This is a genomic window from Psychrobacter nivimaris (assembly GCF_043419765.1).
GTDB lineage: Bacteria > Pseudomonadota > Gammaproteobacteria > Pseudomonadales > Moraxellaceae > Psychrobacter.
In genome coordinates, this window is the sequence record NZ_JBHOFX010000003.1 from 73,899 (window position 1) to 94,276 (window position 20,378).

General features: G+C 42.4%; 17 protein-coding genes, 1 tRNA gene and 1 other RNA gene. 3 read left to right on the plus strand and 16 right to left on the minus strand.

Annotated features, from left to right (window positions below):
* Positions 1–19: 19 nt before the first annotated feature.
* The 13 genes from lepA to coaD all read right to left on the minus strand — a co-directional run bounded on the left by lepA (position 20) and on the right by coaD (position 14,416).
* Positions 20–1,819 (minus strand): translation elongation factor 4, encoded by a 1,800-nt coding sequence (lepA, locus tag ACHEVO_RS07085; RefSeq protein ID WP_394124435.1) that lies wholly within the window; start codon positions 1,817–1,819, stop codon positions 20–22.
* 371 nt (positions 1,820–2,190) lie between these two features.
* Positions 2,191–3,432, minus strand: a complete 1,242-nt coding sequence (locus ACHEVO_RS07090) for a capsule biosynthesis protein (RefSeq protein WP_394124436.1) — start codon at positions 3,430–3,432, stop codon at positions 2,191–2,193.
* A gap of 145 nt (positions 3,433–3,577) precedes the next feature.
* Positions 3,578–6,061 (minus strand): capsular polysaccharide biosynthesis protein, encoded by a 2,484-nt coding sequence (locus ACHEVO_RS07095; RefSeq protein WP_394124437.1) that lies wholly within the window; start codon positions 6,059–6,061, stop codon positions 3,578–3,580.
* Positions 6,062–6,136: 75 nt separating this feature from the next.
* Positions 6,137–7,909 (minus strand): polysaccharide biosynthesis/export family protein, encoded by a 1,773-nt coding sequence (locus ACHEVO_RS07100; RefSeq protein ID WP_394124438.1) that lies wholly within the window; start codon positions 7,907–7,909, stop codon positions 6,137–6,139.
* A gap of 55 nt (positions 7,910–7,964) precedes the next feature.
* Positions 7,965–9,080: a capsule biosynthesis protein gene (locus tag ACHEVO_RS07105; RefSeq protein WP_341609773.1), complete on the minus strand. Its 1,116-nt coding sequence runs from the start codon at positions 9,078–9,080 to the stop codon at positions 7,965–7,967.
* Complete coding sequence (locus ACHEVO_RS07110; RefSeq protein ID WP_394124439.1) at positions 9,049–9,720, minus strand: ABC transporter ATP-binding protein; 672 nt, start codon at positions 9,718–9,720, stop codon at positions 9,049–9,051. The genes ACHEVO_RS07105 and ACHEVO_RS07110 overlap by 32 nt, the downstream gene beginning before the upstream one ends.
* A 46-nt stretch (positions 9,721–9,766) precedes the next feature.
* Entirely contained in the window at positions 9,767–10,579 is an 813-nt protein-coding gene (locus ACHEVO_RS07115; RefSeq protein WP_394124440.1) for an ABC transporter permease, read from the minus strand.
* Between the two features lie 226 nt (positions 10,580–10,805).
* Positions 10,806–10,882: transfer RNA gene (locus tag ACHEVO_RS07120), tRNA-Met, on the minus strand.
* A 121-nt stretch (positions 10,883–11,003) separates the two neighbouring features.
* Positions 11,004–11,370, minus strand: an RNA gene (gene rnpB / locus ACHEVO_RS07125) — RNase P RNA component class A.
* Between the two features lie 74 nt (positions 11,371–11,444).
* A complete protein-coding gene (gene bioD, locus ACHEVO_RS07130) occupies positions 11,445–12,161 on the minus strand; it encodes a dethiobiotin synthase (protein WP_394124441.1) in 717 nt (238 codons plus the stop codon).
* On the minus strand, positions 12,158–13,498 hold the full coding sequence (bioA, locus tag ACHEVO_RS07135) for an adenosylmethionine--8-amino-7-oxononanoate transaminase (RefSeq protein WP_394124442.1): 1,341 nt from the start codon (positions 13,496–13,498) through the stop codon (positions 12,158–12,160). Before bioA ends, bioD begins: the two co-directional genes overlap by 4 nt.
* 55 nt (positions 13,499–13,553) lie before the next feature.
* On the minus strand, positions 13,554–13,802 hold the full coding sequence (locus ACHEVO_RS07140) for a YfhL family 4Fe-4S dicluster ferredoxin (protein WP_021814308.1): 249 nt from the start codon (positions 13,800–13,802) through the stop codon (positions 13,554–13,556).
* Between the two features lie 95 nt (positions 13,803–13,897).
* Positions 13,898–14,416, minus strand: a complete 519-nt coding sequence (gene coaD, locus ACHEVO_RS07145; protein WP_102094580.1) for a pantetheine-phosphate adenylyltransferase — start codon at positions 14,414–14,416, stop codon at positions 13,898–13,900.
* Positions 14,417–14,667: 251 nt separating this feature from the next.
* Between coaD and smpB the strand changes: the two genes are divergently transcribed.
* Complete coding sequence (gene smpB, locus ACHEVO_RS07150) at positions 14,668–15,144, plus strand: SsrA-binding protein SmpB (RefSeq protein ID WP_057758370.1); 477 nt, start codon at positions 14,668–14,670, stop codon at positions 15,142–15,144.
* A 140-nt stretch (positions 15,145–15,284) separates the two neighbouring features.
* Here smpB and rarD read toward each other — a convergent pair whose 3' ends face one another.
* Positions 15,285–16,307, minus strand: coding sequence for an EamA family transporter RarD (gene rarD / locus ACHEVO_RS07155; RefSeq protein WP_394124443.1), 1,023 nt, complete (start codon positions 16,305–16,307; stop codon positions 15,285–15,287).
* Between the two features lie 242 nt (positions 16,308–16,549).
* Between rarD and ACHEVO_RS07160 the strand changes: the two genes are divergently transcribed.
* Both ACHEVO_RS07160 and ACHEVO_RS07165 read left to right on the plus strand, forming a co-directional pair.
* Complete coding sequence (locus ACHEVO_RS07160; RefSeq protein WP_394124444.1) at positions 16,550–17,017, plus strand: Lrp/AsnC family transcriptional regulator; 468 nt, start codon at positions 16,550–16,552, stop codon at positions 17,015–17,017.
* 161 nt (positions 17,018–17,178) lie between these two features.
* Positions 17,179–17,937 carry a hypothetical protein gene (locus tag ACHEVO_RS07165; protein ID WP_394124445.1) on the plus strand — a complete coding sequence of 253 codons (759 nt, stop codon included), beginning with the start codon at positions 17,179–17,181 and terminating at the stop codon, positions 17,935–17,937.
* 184 nt (positions 17,938–18,121) lie between these two features.
* On the opposite strand, the gene ACHEVO_RS07170 is transcribed toward ACHEVO_RS07165, so the two are convergent.
* Positions 18,122–18,772: a hypothetical protein gene (locus ACHEVO_RS07170; RefSeq protein WP_394124446.1), complete on the minus strand. Its 651-nt coding sequence runs from the start codon at positions 18,770–18,772 to the stop codon at positions 18,122–18,124.
* Between the two features lie 10 nt (positions 18,773–18,782).
* Positions 18,783–20,069, minus strand: coding sequence for an ammonium transporter (locus tag ACHEVO_RS07175; RefSeq protein WP_394124447.1), 1,287 nt, complete (start codon positions 20,067–20,069; stop codon positions 18,783–18,785).
* Positions 20,070–20,378: the final 309 nt, after the last annotated feature.

Below are 20,378 nucleotides of genomic sequence, written 5' to 3' on the forward strand. Positions count from 1 at the left end.
CTTAGGTTACGTTTAGCGATTAGCTATCAACTTGCAACACAGCTAAGAAGGCTTCTTGTGGAATTTCCACGTTACCTACTTGCTTCATACGTTTTTTACCAGCTTTTTGCTTAGACAATAGCTTTTTCTTACGTGACACATCGCCGCCATAGCATTTTGCTAGTACATCTTTACGCATGGCTTTTACCGTACTACGACCAATGATTTGGCTACCAATAGCGGCTTGAATGGCAACATCAAACATTTGGCGCGGAATCAACTCTTTCATCTTCGTAACCAGTGCATTACCACGATAACGTGATTGGGTTTCGTGCACGATCATCGCTAAGGCATCGACTTTATCGCCATTGATTAGTACATCAACTCTTACTAGCTTGTCAGCTTGATAGCGCTCGAAGTTATAATCTAGCGATGCAAAACCACGTGAAACCGACTTTAAACGATCAAAGAAATCCATGACAACTTCGCCCATTGGAATATCAAATATCAGCTGTACTTGTCGACCCATAAAACGCATATCAACCTGAACGCCGCGACGCTCAATACATAGTGTCATTACGTTGCCTAAGAATTCTTGCGGTACTAAAATCTGACAGCGGGCAATTGGCTCACGGAACTCTTCAATGTTGTTTGGCTCAGGTAGATGTGATGGATTATCTACATAGATTACATCACCGTTCTTTTTCTCAATTTCGTAAATAACTGAAGGCGCCGTAGTAATCAAATCCAGATCATATTCACGCTCTAGACGCTCTTGGATAATCTCCATATGCAGCATACCCAAGAAGCCACAGCGGAAACCAAAGCCAAGCGCATCCGACGTATCTGGCTCAAAAAACAGCGAAGCATCATTAATTTGCAGTTTTTGTAAGGCTTCACGGAATTTTTCAAAATCACTCGAATCCACTGGGAACATACCAGAATAGACTTGTGGCGTGACTTGTTTAAAGCCTGGGATACGATCCACATCAGGGGTCTTACCATGAGTGATAGTATCGCCTACTGGTGCTCCGGCAATATCCTTAATACCCGCAATAACAAAGCCGACTTCCCCTGCTTCTAAAACACCCGTATCTACAGGTTTAGGGGTAAAGACACCAATCGAGCCAACTAGATGTGCCTCTTGAGTCGATTTGATGTATAACTTGTCACCTTTACGTATAGTACCTTCACGCACCCGTACCAATGAAACCACGCCCAAATAATTATCGAACCAAGAGTCAATAATTAGTGCTTGCAGTGGTGCTTCACGGTCACCAGTTGGTGCTGGAATAAACTCCACCAATGCTTCTAGCAGCTTATCAACACCAAGACCAGATTTGGCTGATACACGCGGTGCGTCAACGGCATCGATACCGATAATATCTTCAATTTCTTGAATGACGCGCTCAGGCTCAACTTGCGGCAGATCAATCTTATTTAACACCGCCATGACCTCTAAGCCTTGATCAACGGCTGTATAGCAATTGGCTACTGACTGCGCTTCTACGCCTTGAGCGGCATCAACAACCAATAGCGCACCTTCACAAGCTGCTAATGAACGCGAAACTTCATATGAAAAATCGACGTGACCAGGGGTATCAATAAAGTTAAGCTGATAGCGCTCTCCATTTGGATGATCATAAAACAGCGTTACCGATTGTGCTTTGATAGTGATACCGCGCTCACGCTCGATATCCATTGAGTCGAGTACCTGCGCCTGCATCTCGCGATCTTGCAAGGCACCGCACATTTGAATAAAACGATCGGCAAGCGTCGACTTACCATGATCAATGTGGGCAATGATTGAAAAGTTACGAATATTGGCTAATGCAGTCACAAAGCGCCTACTAAATTAAGGGTGATAGAATAATAAAACTAAAAAATAAATATTGTCAGATGCAATTGATAACGTGCTTGTACTTCTTTGAAGGTCAACCGTTATAACAAGTCGATTCGGCTAATACTACCGTCTAAAATTCATAGCCAAGCACATTAACTCTTATGCGCAGACATAAAAGAGTATTCTAGCAGTTTTCCACTGCAAAGTAAGGCGATTTTGTTAGAAGAGATGTGACTTACAGATGAAATGACAAGCTAAAAAAGGATAACGCAACAATCGTTACACTTGTTGAACTTCTTTTCTTTATATAGATACCATTATAGTTACTATAACTTCTTAGAAAGAAAAACAAATAAATAAATAAATGACTAGGGTAAATTGGTTTTAGACATATCTACGTCTGTCGTTTCGCTGCCAGTTTGGCACAAATACTTATACATCCATGGCGATCTGCCATAAAAAGCACCATTTATTTGAGTTTGCTCTATCAGATACTCACGAAATCTCAAATAAAATTCATTATCTGGGCCTTTAGGCTGCTGCCAAAAATCATCAAGCGGCTTTTGATCTGTTAGCTTAGGAATATCATAAATTGCGCGACCCATAACCTTAGTGGGTTTCTTATGATAAACCGACTGCAAGCCTGTCGTACTGTTAATAGTCACCATACCAATACTATATTTCATCAAAGTTGGCAGGTGCATATCACAGCCATAGAAAACACGATGAGATACTTGATAACGCTCAGCTAGGCTAGCTACCAGCTCCCGATAGTCTCTGTGACCACGATCTAATGGATGATGCTTAAATACGAGTAACTGTTTTTGCTTAGCAAAATTTGCAAAGCTTGCGATAGACTCGTCAATGAACTGTACTACATCACGATAATCACTATGATGGGTAATCTGTGAGTCATTATGTACTTGTAAACTGATCAAAAAGTAATTGTTACTTTCTTGCTTGGTCAGTCTATTTTGCAAGTGTTTGTCTGGTAAATACCCTCGAAGCTTCCGCCACGGTGCTTTTAACCAAGCGATGGCCTCTTGCCAGGCGGTCATACCACGATAATGCGAATAATGTGGATAACGGCTTTTATAAAGCCAAGCAATAATGTAATAGACGATGGCTGCGATACTGAGGCGATAAAATCGATTATGTGTATATAAAGGCTGATCATTGGCTTTCTTAAGTGCTTTAATCTCAGCAGTGTTTAGACGTGAATAGCCATTAATCCCATGCTCTTGTAAGGTAATGTAATCAGGACGCAAGTACCCTTCTTCAAAGACAAAAAATGAAATACCCAGCTTCTCACTGATACACGCCGCTTGAGTATGATGCGGTCGACAATCGCCAAAGCATACAATCGCATCAATATCATGCTCTTGGATAAACACCTGTAACCAAGAGGAAAATTGCGCTAATGTATTGGTATATTCGTAGGTATTGTCGTGATGGTAAAAAAAGGCATCGCCTGCATTAAAATTGATTTTGCTTACTTTAATGTCTTGAGTTTGCAAGAATGACGAAAAGCGATTAAAAAACCCACCCATTTTCCCTTGTAGTAGCAAGACGTGTCGATGAGTAAGCAAGTGAGACATCGAAGCTGCCATAATACAGGGCTACCATTAAATGAGAAAATAAGAAATAAAAATGAGAAAGGTCGTACAACCGTGTAAAAACAAATAGCGTAAAATTGATTATACCGAAAAAGCACCTATTTGTCGCAATGCAATTATATGGTGCTACTCTAATAAATCAACGAGACATTTTACGCAATTTCTGTTGCCATCGATGACGTTGCTGCATAAAACGTATAGTCGCGTGACGTTTCAATTTTGTAGATAAAGACGAGGCCACAGTCTTAGATGAACTATTTAAAGTACTAGCCATTTTAGATTGCGATTCTTCACTGCTCTCAAGCAGATGTAAATCTTTAAGAGGATACAAATAATCAATCACCTGCTCTACTTGTGCCAGCCCATAGCCGTCAGGCAGACGATACAACGGGTAACATATAAGCGCGCCATATATTAGCTGCTCAAGAGTCAAAGGTATATCTCGTTGACGCCTTTTTAGATAGGTAGCTTTCGGTAACGACTGCTCGTCAATATCTGTGGTCAATCCCCAACCTGCATAAAACGGCAATCCATAACAGGTAACGTCTAACCCTCGCAGCAACGCTTCAAAACCAGTCAATGAGCTGATCGCATGAACCTCATCCACCCATTCTAAGCAATCAGGCATTGCAGTATCGTAGGCAACCGCTTGAACTTGTCGTAGATGAGCTTCTGATACTTTACCTGCTCGCAGTCCTGCTTCTACATCAGGATGCGGCTTATAAATCAAATAAGCGTCTGGGTTATCTTGTCGTACACGTTCGATCAAACCACTGTTTGTCTTTATTGTAGAGCCGCAGTACTGTACTGACAAATCGTCCTCTACCTGACCGATAATAAGAACGCGTCGTCTCCCAGATATTTTGGCCTCCTGCATCCACGAGTTATTTTGAATACTAGAAACATCTATACCAACCCCAACATTGTATTTACTTACCCGCTGATTCAGCAGTTTGTCTTGCAGTTTGTTTACGCGAAGACGCTGTTCAGAACTTAATGGCTGACAATTTTGCAGCAATGTTTCTAAGTCTGAAGGCTGGGTCGCATCGTAATAAATACCTTGTTTATCTATGACAACAGACAGTGGCGCCAGTAAAGTAGCACCTAAACCATTTGATCGGATAAAACCATCTTCCATACAATAAATAGCTGGCATATCCGAGCTTTGTTCAGCAAGTTTACTCTGTAGCTTCTTCTGTACTTGCTGACGTTTGGCCAAACCCCATACCAGTAAAGGCTGGCTGAAATTGACACGGAAATGGTCTGGATGTAGAAGGTTTTTTAGACGTGGTTTTGGTTTGATAAATAATGTCGTACGCGGTAGGTCTGTGAAAGCTTTTACAAAAGGCAGTTTCCAACGGCTAAACTCATATATCGTCAAATCGCCTTCAAGGCGCGCTTGCCATCGCCGATTGGTCACCAACCACTCAATGGCTGTATCGATATCACAAGCTTGTTTCGTTGCTGGATCTACATAACGACTGTAATCAATATAAGCACTATAAAATAATGTTTCTAATGACGTTTCAAGCGTCTTATGTGACGTGGTAGGAAACATTGCTGAGTTTGACAAATCTTTATTGTTGAGGAGTATCTTAGCTGACTCTAAACGACGTTTTTGAACTGATTTAAGTAAGTTTTTAGGTGCGTTAGCATCATCGGTCAGCCCCCACCCACTGTACCAGCTGACCCCGAAGCAATGCACTTTTTTACCTAGCATTAATGCTTCAAAGCCCATATGTGAGCTGACGGTATAGACATCACTTACTTGCTTAAGCAGTTCGATAGGATTGAGAGATTCAGTCAATAACCTAACGTTTTTAGGCAGTTTTAAGTTGGATAAGTAGCCTGATTTTGATGCAGGATGAGCCTTTATCCAAAGATGGGCGTTAGGATGGTTGCGACATGCAGATTTTAGCATCTTCTTAAATTGACGTTTATTCGCACCAGCGCCTTTAACAGAGGCATCACCCGCTACTTGGTCAATCAACAGGATATGTGATTGTGAAGCATTTTCCTTTTCGTTAATATTTTCTTCATTAATCAATTTATCCAACGACGGACAATCGATTATGGAATTATATTTACTCAGTTTTTCTTCGCATATACGTGCCATCAGATGACGAGCACGTGCCTCGCCTGCTGCGCGATTACTGATAGTACTCTTGGTGCGCTCAATAACTAACTGCTCAAGACGTGAGTGGTGCGTCATATCAAAGTAGATGCCAATATCATCGACAACCACGCTTAAGCCATGGCGACTACTAATACCTGAATCCAATGAACGCAAAAATCCATCTTCAATACTTAAGGTATTCACGTCCTGACGGGTGGCAGCTTTATCAGCTCGTTGGAAGCTTTTCTTATGCCCCCATCCAATAAATGCTTCAGGTTGTGGTTTTTTCTTGCGATTTACTACACTTTGTTGCAAGCCTGACCACGGATACCAGCGCTGGATATCAGCTTGCAGCACTTGCGAGAGTAGCAAGTTATTGTGACACATACCCTTACCAATCACTGCCAGTTGCTTTGGCGATTGATACTGTGACGATGGCGAAAGTAGCGCATGATCAGAGGTAGACACATCAGATACCTTGACTTCATTCGCTACTTCTTTTGCCATATCTTTGATACCTTTACTCGTTAATTTTGGTTAAATTCGTTCAGCCGACATCGTTACATCATGAATAGTTAACCGTTATAGATCTAAAACAACCTTGGCAGCAATTGCTAACTGATAAACAATCTGTGATAGGCCACGCGCAATCTCCACACGCTTAGTTTTGACTTTTGGTAATACCATAATCTCGTCACCCTGTTGAATACGATACGCAGTATTGACCACTTGGCTCGCTCCATTTTGATGAATAATTAAGATATCTTTTGTATCAGCATTGTCAGAGAAACCACCAGAGTTCGCTACATAGTCTCCAACGGTATAGTCTGGATTAAAGGTAAGTGCCCCTTGTGCTCGTACTTGACCATTGACTGTAATGACTGATGTTTGTGCTGGTATCTCAATGATGTCGCCTTGTTGCAGAATAATATCCTGCCACGAATTTGGCACAACGACGATTTGACCATCCGTCTGAACATTACGAGCTTTAGCGACGAACTGCTTAACCAATGCTGCATCATCTTGACGCAATGCGGCTTCTTCACGAGTCGTTGACTGAGTGGCAAGTGTCAATTCTTCTAGACGATCGAGCGACTCGTTAATCATGCGTTTTTGTTGCTTAGCAACAGATTCACGATAGATGGTTAGATGCGTTAATTTTGCCAGCGGACTTGGCTGTAACTGTGGCACGATATCTTTTAGACGCGCGCCATATGGTACAACCATCGCGCCATTACCAGTATGTGCACCTTTTACCTGCACCGCGATGGTACCTGCGTAACGATCTGACGTTACTACCATTTGATCGCCGTTATAAACAGGAACGTTTTGGGCTTCACTTAATGAGTAGTACTCTGCCGTTTGTGCACGTCCTGCACTGCGAGTGATACTGACATTAGTAGCATTAGCTGCTGGATTAGAAACTTGCAACACATCACCAATAGTCAGATCATTCACATCAAACTCAAAGGTATATTCGTTTTGAACTTGACCGCTTACCACAAATGTCTTTTTCTGTGGTGCCACAGTGATGACATCACCATCACGGAATGAAAATGCCTGTAATTTACCCGCTAGCAAAAAATCATATAAATTGACTTGCTGTAGCATTTGACCATTACGTTTGATTTGAATATCGATATAACTACCGCGTGTCGGGTCAACGCCGCCTGCTCTATCTAAATAAGACAATACCGAGTCTGCTGCTAGACCACCGTAATAGCCTGGCTGCTTAACAAAACCTGTGACGAATACTTTAACTGGCTGCGCCTGCTCTAATGAAGCATAAACCCCTACATTCGAGCGATAGATACGACTGACAGCATTTTTAACCACGTTTTGTAAGCTGCCATTTTGTACACCAGAGACGCGGACTGGTCCAACGTTCGGCAAGAAAATATTACCTTGTGGATCGACGGTCATGGTTGCAGCATACTGGTAAGCGCCCCACATTCTTACTTGGACGTTATCGCCAGGGTTAATCACATAACTGTCATTAAAGGTAGAGCCTGAAGTCGTCGAAAATGCTCCACGGAATAATTGCTCACCGAACATCATATCTTGAGTTTTAATATCTTGATAAGGACGCGTAGTATTGATGACCGACTGGCTTGGTAAGCTCGCTGCATTGACCGCTTCTTGAGTCGTTGCTTGCCCTGGCACTGCCCCAGCAAATGCTTGAGTAGACACGTTAATATTGCTCTGGTTCTGAGATTGACTCATGTTATTACTGCTTGTGCCAAAGTCCGAACCTGATATTTGATCTGCATAACTGCTTGCAGCTGTTGCAGACATACTAGTCGCCGCCATTGCCAAGCTTGTCGCTATCACGATAGAACGTGGTTTCATATTCATGAGTTATATTCCTTTCCTGATCTATCGATCATTACTGATATCTGGTTTTTCAAGATTAGCTACGGTGATCACGGACAACTGCCATTACCAAACGCACAAATCCGTATAGCATTAAGAGCAATGCAAGCGATGTCCAAATGAGATACGCTTGGCGCGGATATGTTGCATCTTCAGCTTCATAGGGCGTTGAAATCACAATCAGGTTTTTCATTTTCTTGAATGCTTCTAGTCTTGATTTCTCAAGCGATGACAACGACAATTTATACAACTCGGTAGCAAAATCCACATCTGCCTTAATGGTCTCAAACTGTACTGCTTGACGGTTTAATTTGGTTGTATTTGGCGAGGTCAATTTGGTTTGTTCTTGAGTGATTTGCTCTTCAACAGCCTTTATCTGGCTTCTTAGTGAAACCACTTGCGGCGCATCTGGATTTAGATAACTGAGTAACTGACGCTCTTCGGTACGCAACGAGCTTAATTGCGCTTGCAAGCTGCCAATTAACTGATTGACGATTTGCGCATTGGCTTGTGGGTCATAGATTTCGTTTTCATTCTGATAGTTTAGTAGCTGCTCTTTGGCATCGTTTAAACGCTCTTCTGACTCGTCTAACTGAGTTTCTGCAAACGCCAATTGATCACGAGCCACTTCCTGTGAAATGCGGTTCACAAAACGCTCAGACTCACCTAAGATAGCTTTGTTCAGTTCAAAAGCATACTTTGAGTCAAAGCCTTCTGTTGATACCGAAAGCACATAGCTCTGCTCATCGAGATCAATGTGAACCCGTTTTTTGAAGTATTCAAGCAAATCTTCCTGGGTCGCATCAGGATCGATTTCATAAATAGGGTCTGAACCATCAACATAGTAAGCTTCACGGAACTTAAACTTATTATCGAGTCGCTTCACCATATCATTCGACAAAATATACTCTGTCAAATAGGTCGCATCTTCTTTACTGGTACTATTTACTCCCAATAGCGCTGATAGTCCGCCACCAGATGGTACGCTCGAATCACTAACTTGCTTCACTACCACGTCAGCAGTCGAAACAAAGCGCGGATGCGCCAGTGTCATTACATAGTATATAACGAGCAACCAAGGAAGGATGACCAAGCCAATAAACAGCGAGAAGTTAATTATCTTACTTTTTTGCTTTGTGGATATGCTTTTCATAAACCTCAATCGCTTCTGTTGTATCGTCAAACACATGTGCTGTTTGATCCATTAGTACAATACCAATATCGCAGTTTCGTTTGATATCGCCAATATTGTGCGACACTATTAAAAATCCTGCTTGTGCGCGGCGGGCCGCTAAAATCTCTTCACTACGTTTACGGAATGCTGCATCACCAACGGCACCTGCTTCATCGAGCATATAGTAATCAAAATCAAAGGCTAAGCTTAAACCGAACGTTAAGCGGGCTTTCATTCCTGATGAATAGCTTTTTACTGGCATATCAAAGTAATTACCAATGTCAGCAAACTCTTCAACGAAACGAATTTTTTCATCAATGTAAGGGCCGCTTGAATATAAACGGCAAACAAAGCGGACATTTTGACGGCCTGTTAAGCTACCCTGAAAACCACCTGCAACTCCAACAGGCCAAGAAATAGTCGAGTCGGTAATAATTTCACCGCTATCCGGTTCGTCCAGCCCACAGATAATACGTAGTAATGTTGATTTACCAGCACCATTACGACCGAGCAAGCCCACACTTTGTTTATCACCAATAGTCAGATTTAAATCTTTGAACAAGTAATGACGGCCTTTCTTTGTCATAAATGACTTAGAAATATTTTTTATCTCAATCATTTACTTACCTTTCTTAATATTAGCGCTCATAGTTATTGATATTACCTTAACGAGAACGGATCATGTCACGTTCAGCATACTTATAGAGTAAAAGTCCCAAAAAGTTCACAACGAACATCCATTCTAAAAAGTACCAAATATCAATATGATCGGCTGGATAATTCGGCGCGAAGGCGTGTCTAATCAGCTCAATGTTGTGAATAAAAGGGTTATATAGCAGGTAGCTAAAATAAGGTTCAGGGACTATATGTATAGGATACAGAATACCTGAAGTAAAATAAATTATCGTAAATATAACCGAAATAAATTTACTTATTTCTCCACCATAGAAGCCGATGACCATAGATATGAGTGCCACTCCAAAACTAAAAAGAAACATCGTAAACCAGCAAAACAAAACTATTTGTAGACTATCTAAACTAGGATATATACCAAAAAAGGTCAGACTTGCTAACAATATTAAGAAGGTAACGAAATATATAATCAATTCAAGAAAGGAACGTGCGATGATGACATCAATGTGCTTTATCGAACGATACATCAATAAGCCTTGGTTGGCGCTCACCGCCCCAAGTGATCTTATGGCTATTCGTTGAAACATACGAAAAGGCACCATACCTGCTACTAGGAATAAGGAGAAATCCATACCTGGTACTAAGCGTTCGCGTATGGCACTAAACAACACTAAAAGTATTACTATTTGTATCATCACTTCAAGCGGTGCCCACAAGTAGCCCAAACGATAACCGCCAAAGCGAGTCTGTAGCTCGCGCATGAGTAATGCATGAAAGGCTGCACCCATGACTTTAAGGCCACTGCGATGCTTAATAGGACGATAAGGAGGTAGTTGGACAGACATGGCGTTACAGGACTTTACCGAAAACAGCCCCTATGATAAGTAAGCGCGACATAAGTTACAAGAATTAATCTGTATATAGACAGATAAACCTATGATTTAGTAAGAAATCTGTAAGTAAATCACACCTAAAATGCTATGTATCAACAGCTTCTAGTTTATAAAATCATTTATTTCGGGCAAAAAAAAACCAATCTCGATAGATTGGTTTTTTTAGTACTGCTGTATATGGTGGCGATGAAGAGACTTGAACTCTTGACCTCACGATTATGAGTCATGCGCTCTAACCAGCTGAGCTACATCGCCGTTTTAGGCTGCACATTATGCCCAAGCTGTTGACTGCCGTCAACCCCTAATAAGCATTTTTTGCAAAAAAACGAATTTAATTCAGATTAATCGCAACTATTACTACATCAAACAATAAAAAAGGTTTGGTAAACCGATAAGCCGGGTTCTGTCGTGGACGATCATTCCTCTAGGCGTATCATCGCTAATACGCTCAAGCAACCTACCCGCATCGAACGCGGGCCGCGCCATGCCGATGCCTATTTGGTCTTGCTACGCGTGGAGTTTACCATGCCGTGAACTGTTGCCAGCCACGCGGTGCGCTCTTACCGCACCCTTTCACCCTTACCGATAATATCCTAAGATACTAAAGGCGGTCTACTCTCTGCTGCACTGGTCGTCAAGTTACCCTGCCCAGCCGTTAGCTGGCACGCTGCCCTATGTAGCCCGGACTTTCCTCCCCTGCTCATCTGTTGCCAGTGTGCAGCGGCGATCGCCTAGTCTACCAAGCGCGCTAGTATAGCAAACTTATGACTGCCTGCGAATGTCTTTTGGATTTATTTTTGTGGACAACATAAATAGGCTAAACAAAATTTTCTGGCAGTGTTTCAAGACTACCGACCAGATTATCTTTTAAATACGGAATCTGTAGCCAATGCGCTGCGGGATAATGATTGTCCAAATATTTTCGTAGAAATTTAATAGTGCTATTTGCGATCTCCGTATCCGTTTGTTCAGCATCATCATGAATATGATTATAAATTAAACTATGTACTATTAATCCGCGCGACTTTATAGCTTCTAAACTCAGCAACGTATGATTGATGCTGCCCAATCGACCAGAGGTGACCAAGACGATAGGATAGCCTTGCTCGGCAATATAATCTAATATCAGTAAATTTTCTGTAATGGGAACAAGTAAGCCACCTGCACCTTCTAGTAGTACCGCATCGTAATGTAACTGTAAGCGCTTGGTGGCGTTAGTAATCATATCAGGATCAAGTGTTTCCCCTGATAATTTAGTAGCCAAATGAGGAGACGCAGGCTTTTTATAACGATGAGTACAAGTCGTAAAATCGAGATCACATGGCTGCAGAGGTATGTCCATTAATTGACGATGCGTAATAATGTCATCAGCGATATTCATCTCACCATCGTCTGGATTGATCGATACACCTGTCTGTACTAGCTTTTGAGTGATGACATTTAAGCCTTGCTGCATAAGGGCTTTAGCAAGCAGCCCAGTAGCATAAGTTTTACCAATATCGGTATCGATACCAGAAACAAATAGAACACTCATGGTTGACCTCGGTCTTCTAAATACGTACGCACTACTTTTAGCAACGCTTGGCATAAGGTAGCCAGCTCATCATCAGTAATCACGTAAGGTGGCATAATATACACCAGCTTACCAAATGGTCTGACCCAGATACCGTTATCAATCAATAAAGACTGAAAAATGGGCATATCGACCGCTTCATGCAACTCAATGACGGCGACCGCGCCCAAGCAGCGCACTTCAACAACACCTTCTAATAACGCGGCTGGTGCTAGCTGCTGCTCCATAATGCGTTGCATATTTGCGGTACGCGCTTCGATATCATAAGACATAATCAAATCAATCGATGCACACGCAACTGCACAAGCCAGTGGATTGCCCATGAAGGTTGGGCCATGCATAAGGGCTGGATAGTCACTATTATGAATGGTATCGGCAATTCTGCGGGTACATAACGTTGCGGCAAAAGTCATATAGCCACCCGTTAGCGCCTTGCCAATAGTCATGATATCAGGGCTAATAGCTGCATGTTCACACGCAAATAATTTACCACTACGCCCAAACCCAGTAGCGATTTCATCTGCAATCAATAGTACATCATGCTCATCGCACAGTTGACGCAGCAATTGTAGATATTCAGGACTATAAAGACGCATCCCGCCTGCACCCTGAATAATTGGCTCAATGATAAACCCCGCCAGCTGCTCGCCATACTTTACAAAAAACTGAGCTAATGATTCACGCTCATCTACTGTCAGTGCGCGATCAAAGCCAATGGGCGGTGCAGGAACAAAATGCTGCATCGGTAGCTGCTTGCCATATAGGCTGTGCATTCCATTGATAGGATCACAGACACTCATCGCATGCCATGTATCTCCGTAATACCCTGAATGAGTTGATGCAAACTGCTGCTTGTTCGGACGCTTGGCAGCCACTTGATATTGCAGCGCCATTTTTAGTGCCACTTCTACCGCGATACTGCCACTGTCCGCATAAAAAATCGCATCAAGTCCAGTAGGTACAATGTCGAGCAGTTTTTTGCCCAAATCTATCGCTGGCTGATGAGTCAATCCACCAAACATGACATGCGCCATTTTACCCAATTGCTTAGTCAGTGCTTCATTCAGTTTTGGATGGTTGTAACCATGAACGCTCGCCCACCATGATGACATACCATCGATCAAGCGCGTGCCATCCTCGGTAATGATATAAACACCTTCAGCTCGATCGATTACGATATTAGAATAAGTGGGTGGCAGGCTAGCATAAGGGTGCCAGAGGTGTTGCTGATCAAAGTCGTTTGTGACTTGGATAGATTGCGTGGTTGCTGTTTGCGTGGTTACTTTTTCCATGGTCATCGTGTTGTCCCTAAAACGTTGTAAACCCAAACGTCATCAATCGCTTATAAGTACTCTATTGACCCGTAATACGCTTGTATTTAGACAGCAGGTCGCTTTCAGTCTCAACATGATTGGGATCGTGAGGAATACAGTCGACTGGGCAAATCACAACGCATTGTGGCTCGTCAAAATGTCCGACACATTCTGTACATAGATCAGGGTCGATGACATAAATATCATCCCCTTCTGAGATGGCTTCATTGGGGCAAGCAGGCTCGCACACATCACAGTTGATGCACTCATCAGTGATTAATAGTGCCATGAACTGTTCCTTATATTTTTGCTTATATCAGTCATATATGGCTGCTCCTTGCTATTTTAGCAAGTGCTAGCAGCATATCTTTGATGCAGTACCTTTTATTTACTATTTAACTTTTTGTCGAATGCTTGCAAAACACAGGGTGGAACGAATTTATTGACGTCACCACCGAGCTTGGCAATTTCGCGAATCATAGTAGATGAGATAAATGAGTAATTTTGAGATGGGGTTAAAAACACTGCCTCAAAGTTTTCATCAAGTTCACGATTCATATTAGCTAGCTGAAACTCGTACTCAAAATCTGACATTGCACGCAAGCCACGTAAAACTGCCGTGGCGTTTTTTTCACGCATAAAGTCAACAAGCAGCCCTTCAAAACCAATGACAGATACTTGCGGTAAGTCTGCAAATACGGTTTCGACCAAAGCAACGCGCTCTTCAAAATTGAATAAGGGTTTTTTATGATGGCCTGAGGCAACCGCAATAACAACCTCATCAAATAGCTTAACGGCGCGTGTAACCAAATCTACATGACCGTTGGTAATAGGATCAAAGGTACCAGGGTATAGGATTTTGGTATGTAGCTTTGAGGAATTGGGAGAAATAGAGTGGCTCATAGCATGACTGATATAATCGGTGATATTAGGCCATATGCTAGCAAATTTTGCTCAAACTTAATACTTATCTGCTACATTTGTCCTAACAGCCGATTTACCTTTTCACCAGAGGCTTTGATACAATAGGCAGTTCGACTCATCCATCTCATAATCGAAATAAAAAACAAGACTAGTTATTGGATTAGGATGAGGAATTAGTGGGACTGATTAAATAAGGAGCCTGTGTTTTAGGTCATCCTTATGGAGAAATTATGTCAAAAAAATCAAAAAAGCCAGATAATCAGATTTGTGCCAATAAAAAGGCGCGTCATGAGTACTTTATCGAAGAAACCTTTGAGGCAGGACTGGCATTACAAGGTTGGGAAGTCAAAGCCATTCGCGCAGGAAAAATGACCATTACCGAAGCGTACGTCATATTCCGCAATAACGAAGCCTTTTTGTTTGGGGCGCATATTCAGCCATTACTATCGAGCTCAACGCACGTTAGTCCAGACAGTATTCGTACTCGTAAACTGCTGCTAAACCGTCGTGAAATCGAGAAACTATCTGGGGCAATCAACCAGAAAGGCTACGCTTGCGTACCGCTGTCTTGCTACTGGAAAAACTCATTGGTGAAATGCCAAATTGGTCTAGCATTGGGTAAAAAGCAGCATGACAAACGCAAAACGCTAAAAGATCGTGACTGGGAACGTGATAAGCAGCGTGGTTTCAAACAGCATTTAGATTAAGCGTTATTTAATCTATATAAAAAAGGACGACTCAATATTTACTGAGCCGTCCTTTTTTGTTTTCTACGATATCTACAAATATTACCGTCCAGCTTTAGCTACCAATAACAACTCATACAAGCATTTAGCAATCCATTCTACTATGCCATTTGCTCTTCTAGAGACAATGCTGTCTTTCTACTAGCCTGACGCAATTGCCTAACTCCATGAGCAATCAGACATGCAATACCTAGCCAAATCAGACCGTAGCTATAAATCATCGCTGACTCAAATGGGTTGCCTAGTACGGTCACTGCCAAAATAAATAGCAACGCAGGTTCCAAATAGCTCATCATGCCATAGACATTGACTGGTAGCATTTGACTGGCATCAATATTGGTCTTCATTGCCAAGACACTGAGCACACCCAAACCCACTAGCATCATGATAAAGAAACCAGAGCCGCTAACCAATGCCAAACTGCTTGGGTCAAAGAAGAACAAGTAAGCCAGCGCAAAGGGCGCAAATATCGTTAAATCAACCAATAACCCAGTCACGGCACCGATTCCCTGCAGTCGGCGTAAAATGTAGTAAATAGGATACGTACCGCATACCCATAGCGTTGCCCAAGAGACACTTTGGGTACGGATAACTTCACTACCCACGCCTAACGCGGCAAAGGCTACTGCCAACCATTGCAAACGGCTTAGTTTTTCGCCAAAGAGGACACAACCAAACACTACCATCATTAACGGGAATAAGAAGTATCCCATCGCGGTTTGCACACCTTGCCCATTCACTGGCGCCCACATAAATAACCAAAACTGGCTGAGAAATATCGGTGTAGGTAGTAGCAGCCAAGCCCATTGCTTAGCGCCTCTTATCACTTTCAATTTATCAATGTGTAATCCTAGACGTCCACTTACCGTCAGGTATCCAACCAACGCTGCCCACATTGCGAGCATACGCCAGATAAAAACCTGTGTCCCTGATAATGGCGCTAAGAAACTGCTATATGCATAGAGGACGCCAAATAGCACGTTGGACAATATGGCAAAAGACACCCCTAATATCAGAGTGCGTTGTTGTACGCTACCTGTCGTCCAAATCGCAGGTAGTGGCAAACGTGCAGCAGTCGTTGCTAGCGTATTAGCGAATACATTGGAGAGCATTGAGATAGACATGATAAGCACCGTAGCTATTAATAGATTATAAAAAACCAATTGCTAGCTCTTATTTTGAAGTGGCTCTAATTGGTATGGTCTATTTTACTAAGGCGCTTTGATATATTATCTCTATATAATTTCATTTATGAATAAAAATATCAAATAGGTGTCGTATAAATCATTATTTTCTTATATTAGGATTTTTAGTGATAATATTTATAAAAATTGATAAAAAACTCTGCTATTAAGGATGACCTGATATGAGCCATACTTTAGATAACATTGATAAAGCTATTTTGAACTTGCTGCAAGATGATGCGACATTACCGCTTAAAACTGTCGCAGAGCGAGTGCATGTATCCATTGCGACGGCGCAGCGGCGTATACAAGCGCTAATAGATAGTGACGTGATTACCAAACAAGTAGCCATCGTCAATCCTGACAAAGTGGGCTATGGTCTGACAGCAGTAGTAATGATAGAAATGGAGCGCTCTAATACCTCAATGCAGCATCGGTTTGAGCGCCTAATGGATGCGCAATCACGAATCATGAGCTGCTATGAAATATCGGGTGATTTTGACTTTATGCTCATGGTCAACGCCAAAAATATGAGCGACTATCATCAGTTTACTCGCAGCTTACTGACTTACGAAAATAATGTGCGCAATTTCAAAAGCCAGTTTGTGATGAACTTTACCAAGAGTGGAACCAAAATCACGCTAGATTAATTATAATTAATCAGTCTCAGCTAAACTTATAGATCATATGACAATGGATGATAAGTAGCTAAGTTGCCTCTGAACCCTGTACGATATCGTTAAACGTTCGATAGAAATTAAATTCTAATAGCTGATTCATGAGCCTATTTTTTAGATAAGGAAGCCTAATCATGACTGACCACACAAATGCTACTCAGAAGAATATGCAAGCGTCATTAAAACCGTTAAACCCATTAAATTCAAAAAAGATAATAGCAGGCGCTCTGTTTGCTACGGTACTAGCCAGCTCAGGCTGTGCGACCAGCTCGCTATTAGACGATAGCGGACACGTCACCACAAACACAACAAAGCAGATACTGTCTGAAGATCAAATTGTTGCCTTTGGTCGTCCTGCTCAGGCGTTACCAAAAATGCCAAACGCGTCAATGGTTATCGTAGGAGAGAAGAACAGCTACGTTCTCACCCAAGGTGGGACAGAAATGGTGAACTTACTGAGCAACCTCACGCAAAAAAATATTCAAGTGGATAATGACATGAGCTTTCATATACCCAATAATGATGGGTACTTTCAAGGTGAGATGAAATTGTCTTATGCTAAATTAAAAGATGAGTTTGGGCGCTCAGACTATCAGTTCTTTTTGCAAAATAACGGTAAAGAGTGCACCTCAGCGAGTGATCAACGTATCAATGCTCAGCGCTTCTGCTTTAGCGTTCCTGTCAAAGGCGCTATCTATCCGCAAGTTAGTAACTTAGGGTTAATTCAGTCAAACTATCGCGCACTGACCAAACCATATACGGTGAGTTTTTATACACAAACTCAGCAAGATGTCGTCACTCGTAGCGGTCCAAATGGCGCACAAAAGCTAGTACTGCTACCCTTTGCCCTCGCCTTTGACGTGGTTACTTTCCCACTTCAGCTATTGGACTAGATAGCTAAATACTATTAGACCGCTCATCGCCTAGTATCAAGTTTCAAGGTACGTTATGAAGGCTACATAATGAAACTACGCCATGAAGGCTACATCATGACGGCTACGTTATAAAAGCCCCTTTATATAAGGCACGTTATCGAAAGGTATTCCATACCCAACCGTAACGTGCCCACTCAACATTTTAGAATAACTTTTCAACCAGTGTTTTCGGGTAGTTTTGTTTTGCCTTCTCTGCCGCTCGAAACATCATCTCATCTGCTTCGACAGGGCCTGCAACATCACATAAGCATACATAAGCCAGCTGCATCAAATTATTTAACAGGTGCTCATTATCAGGTACAGACGGGCGATTGCCTTCCAAAAACTGACTGATGTTAAGACTATGCCCTTTGAAGGTGCGCTCTTGCGAAACAGTTTGGTGCATGGTCAGAAATAGGTTGCGACTTTCTGTTTCTGATAGCTGACTGCGCAGCGCTTCTATGACAGTATAAAATGCCAAAACCAACTCAGAGACAGGGACTGACGCTTTGACTGTTTCATTATGGCTATTGTGACTATTATAACCATTATGATTATCAGCCTCGACTGTCTGCTGACTCCCCGCTTGCAACGTAGCCCAAAAACCTTTCCTAATATCAGACTTATAAGCTTGCAGCTCAGGATAGCGCCGTGTCGCGTCCAAGACGCACTGTTGCATCATTTTTACAGAGACCGTCGAGTAACGCTGCCACTGTGATTTAAGCAGCCGCACCTCTTCAGGATGTAGATAATCGGCAAGCACTTCTGCCATCGCAGTCACAGCCTGGTCTACGGATTGAGTATCAATATTCATCAGCTCTCTCCTATAAATGCCGCTCAGTTAAACTCTTGGAATCAAACATTTGCTTTTGAAATTCAGGGTAACCAAGCTCTGCATGCTCAGTATAATCAAGGCCGCGCTGCTCATGTAAGCGGCTTGCTTTTAACCCGAAGCTTAGATCAATCAGCTTATACATCACTAGCCCCAATCCCAGCCCCCAGCCTAACGCCACGCCGACACCCAGCGCTTGTACACCAAGCCGCGATAAGTTAAACAAATCTCCTGTATAAAACAATCCTGCAGCGAGCGTACCCCATGCCCCGCCAAAGCCATGTACTGCCACTGCCGAGACCACATCGTCTACTTTGAATTTTAATAATGCTTGCGATGATAAGATATATACTACGGAAGCAACACCGCCGATAATAATGGCAAAGACAGGCGTCGTAGTCGCACAACCTGCGGTAATCGATACCAAACCAATCAAACTGGCATTGACACTATCGCTTAGCAAGATAGCTTTGTTAAGCGATCGGGAGATCAACATATAACTCACCACCGCACTCACTGCAGCGACAAAAGTATTGACTGCGATTAGACCAATATTGCCAGTGATAGACAATGTCGATCCAGCATTGAAGCCGAACCAACCAAACCATAAGATAAATCCACCAAGCGCCAGTAACGTCATGTTATGCCCTGCGATGAGTCTTGGCGTGCCATCAGGTGCAAAGCGGCCTAACCTTGGGCCAATGACTAAGATGCCTGCCAATGCCAACCAACCACCGATAGAATGCACGACAGTAGATCCAGCAAAATCAATAAAACCAAGCTCAGCTAGCCAACCCGTCCCACCGAAATAACCGCCCCATACCCAGCTAGCAAACACAGGATAGATAAACAAGCAAATCAAACAGGCGGCCACCGCATAACCAATAAAGGAGACTCGCTCCGCCATCGCACCACTAGTAATCGTCACCGCTGTCGCTGCAAACATCATCTGAAAGAACATCAGTGCCCAGTCCATATTAGACAGCGCGACTGGCATAAAGTGATCCGTGCCGACAAAGCCTGAATTATTAGTACCCATCATCAGCCCAAAACCAACCAAGTAGAATGCTAGACCGCCGATACACATGTCGGTATAGTTTTTCATCATCACGTTTACCGCATTCTTTGCTCGTACTGATCCGCTCTCAAGTAGAGCAAAACCTGCCTGCATAAAGAACACCAATACCCCGCCCCAGATAATCCAAGCGATATTTTGATATTCGAGCAGCTGTGTCACGGTCAATGTGTCAGTCTCAGCAGCTTGAGCACTACTTATCATTGCAAACGATAATATACTTAGCACCAGCCTATTACTTAGCGATAGTTTTGATGGTTGTAATAGTTTTAATAATGTCTTTATCGTGTCCAGTCCAACAGATGATGTTCTCATTTTATCTCCAAACACTTATCTATCCGTTCAAATTTTATCGGTGCACTATTTTTACTCATTAATGCACACAAATAAGCCCTAATAAGGGTGGAGCAAAACCTGTGCCAAAACCTATTATTAGAAATTGAAGGAAGTCATAAATACAAGAAAACAAATGACCAGTATCAGCCAAGTCGATATTTTGACTATTACGTTTGC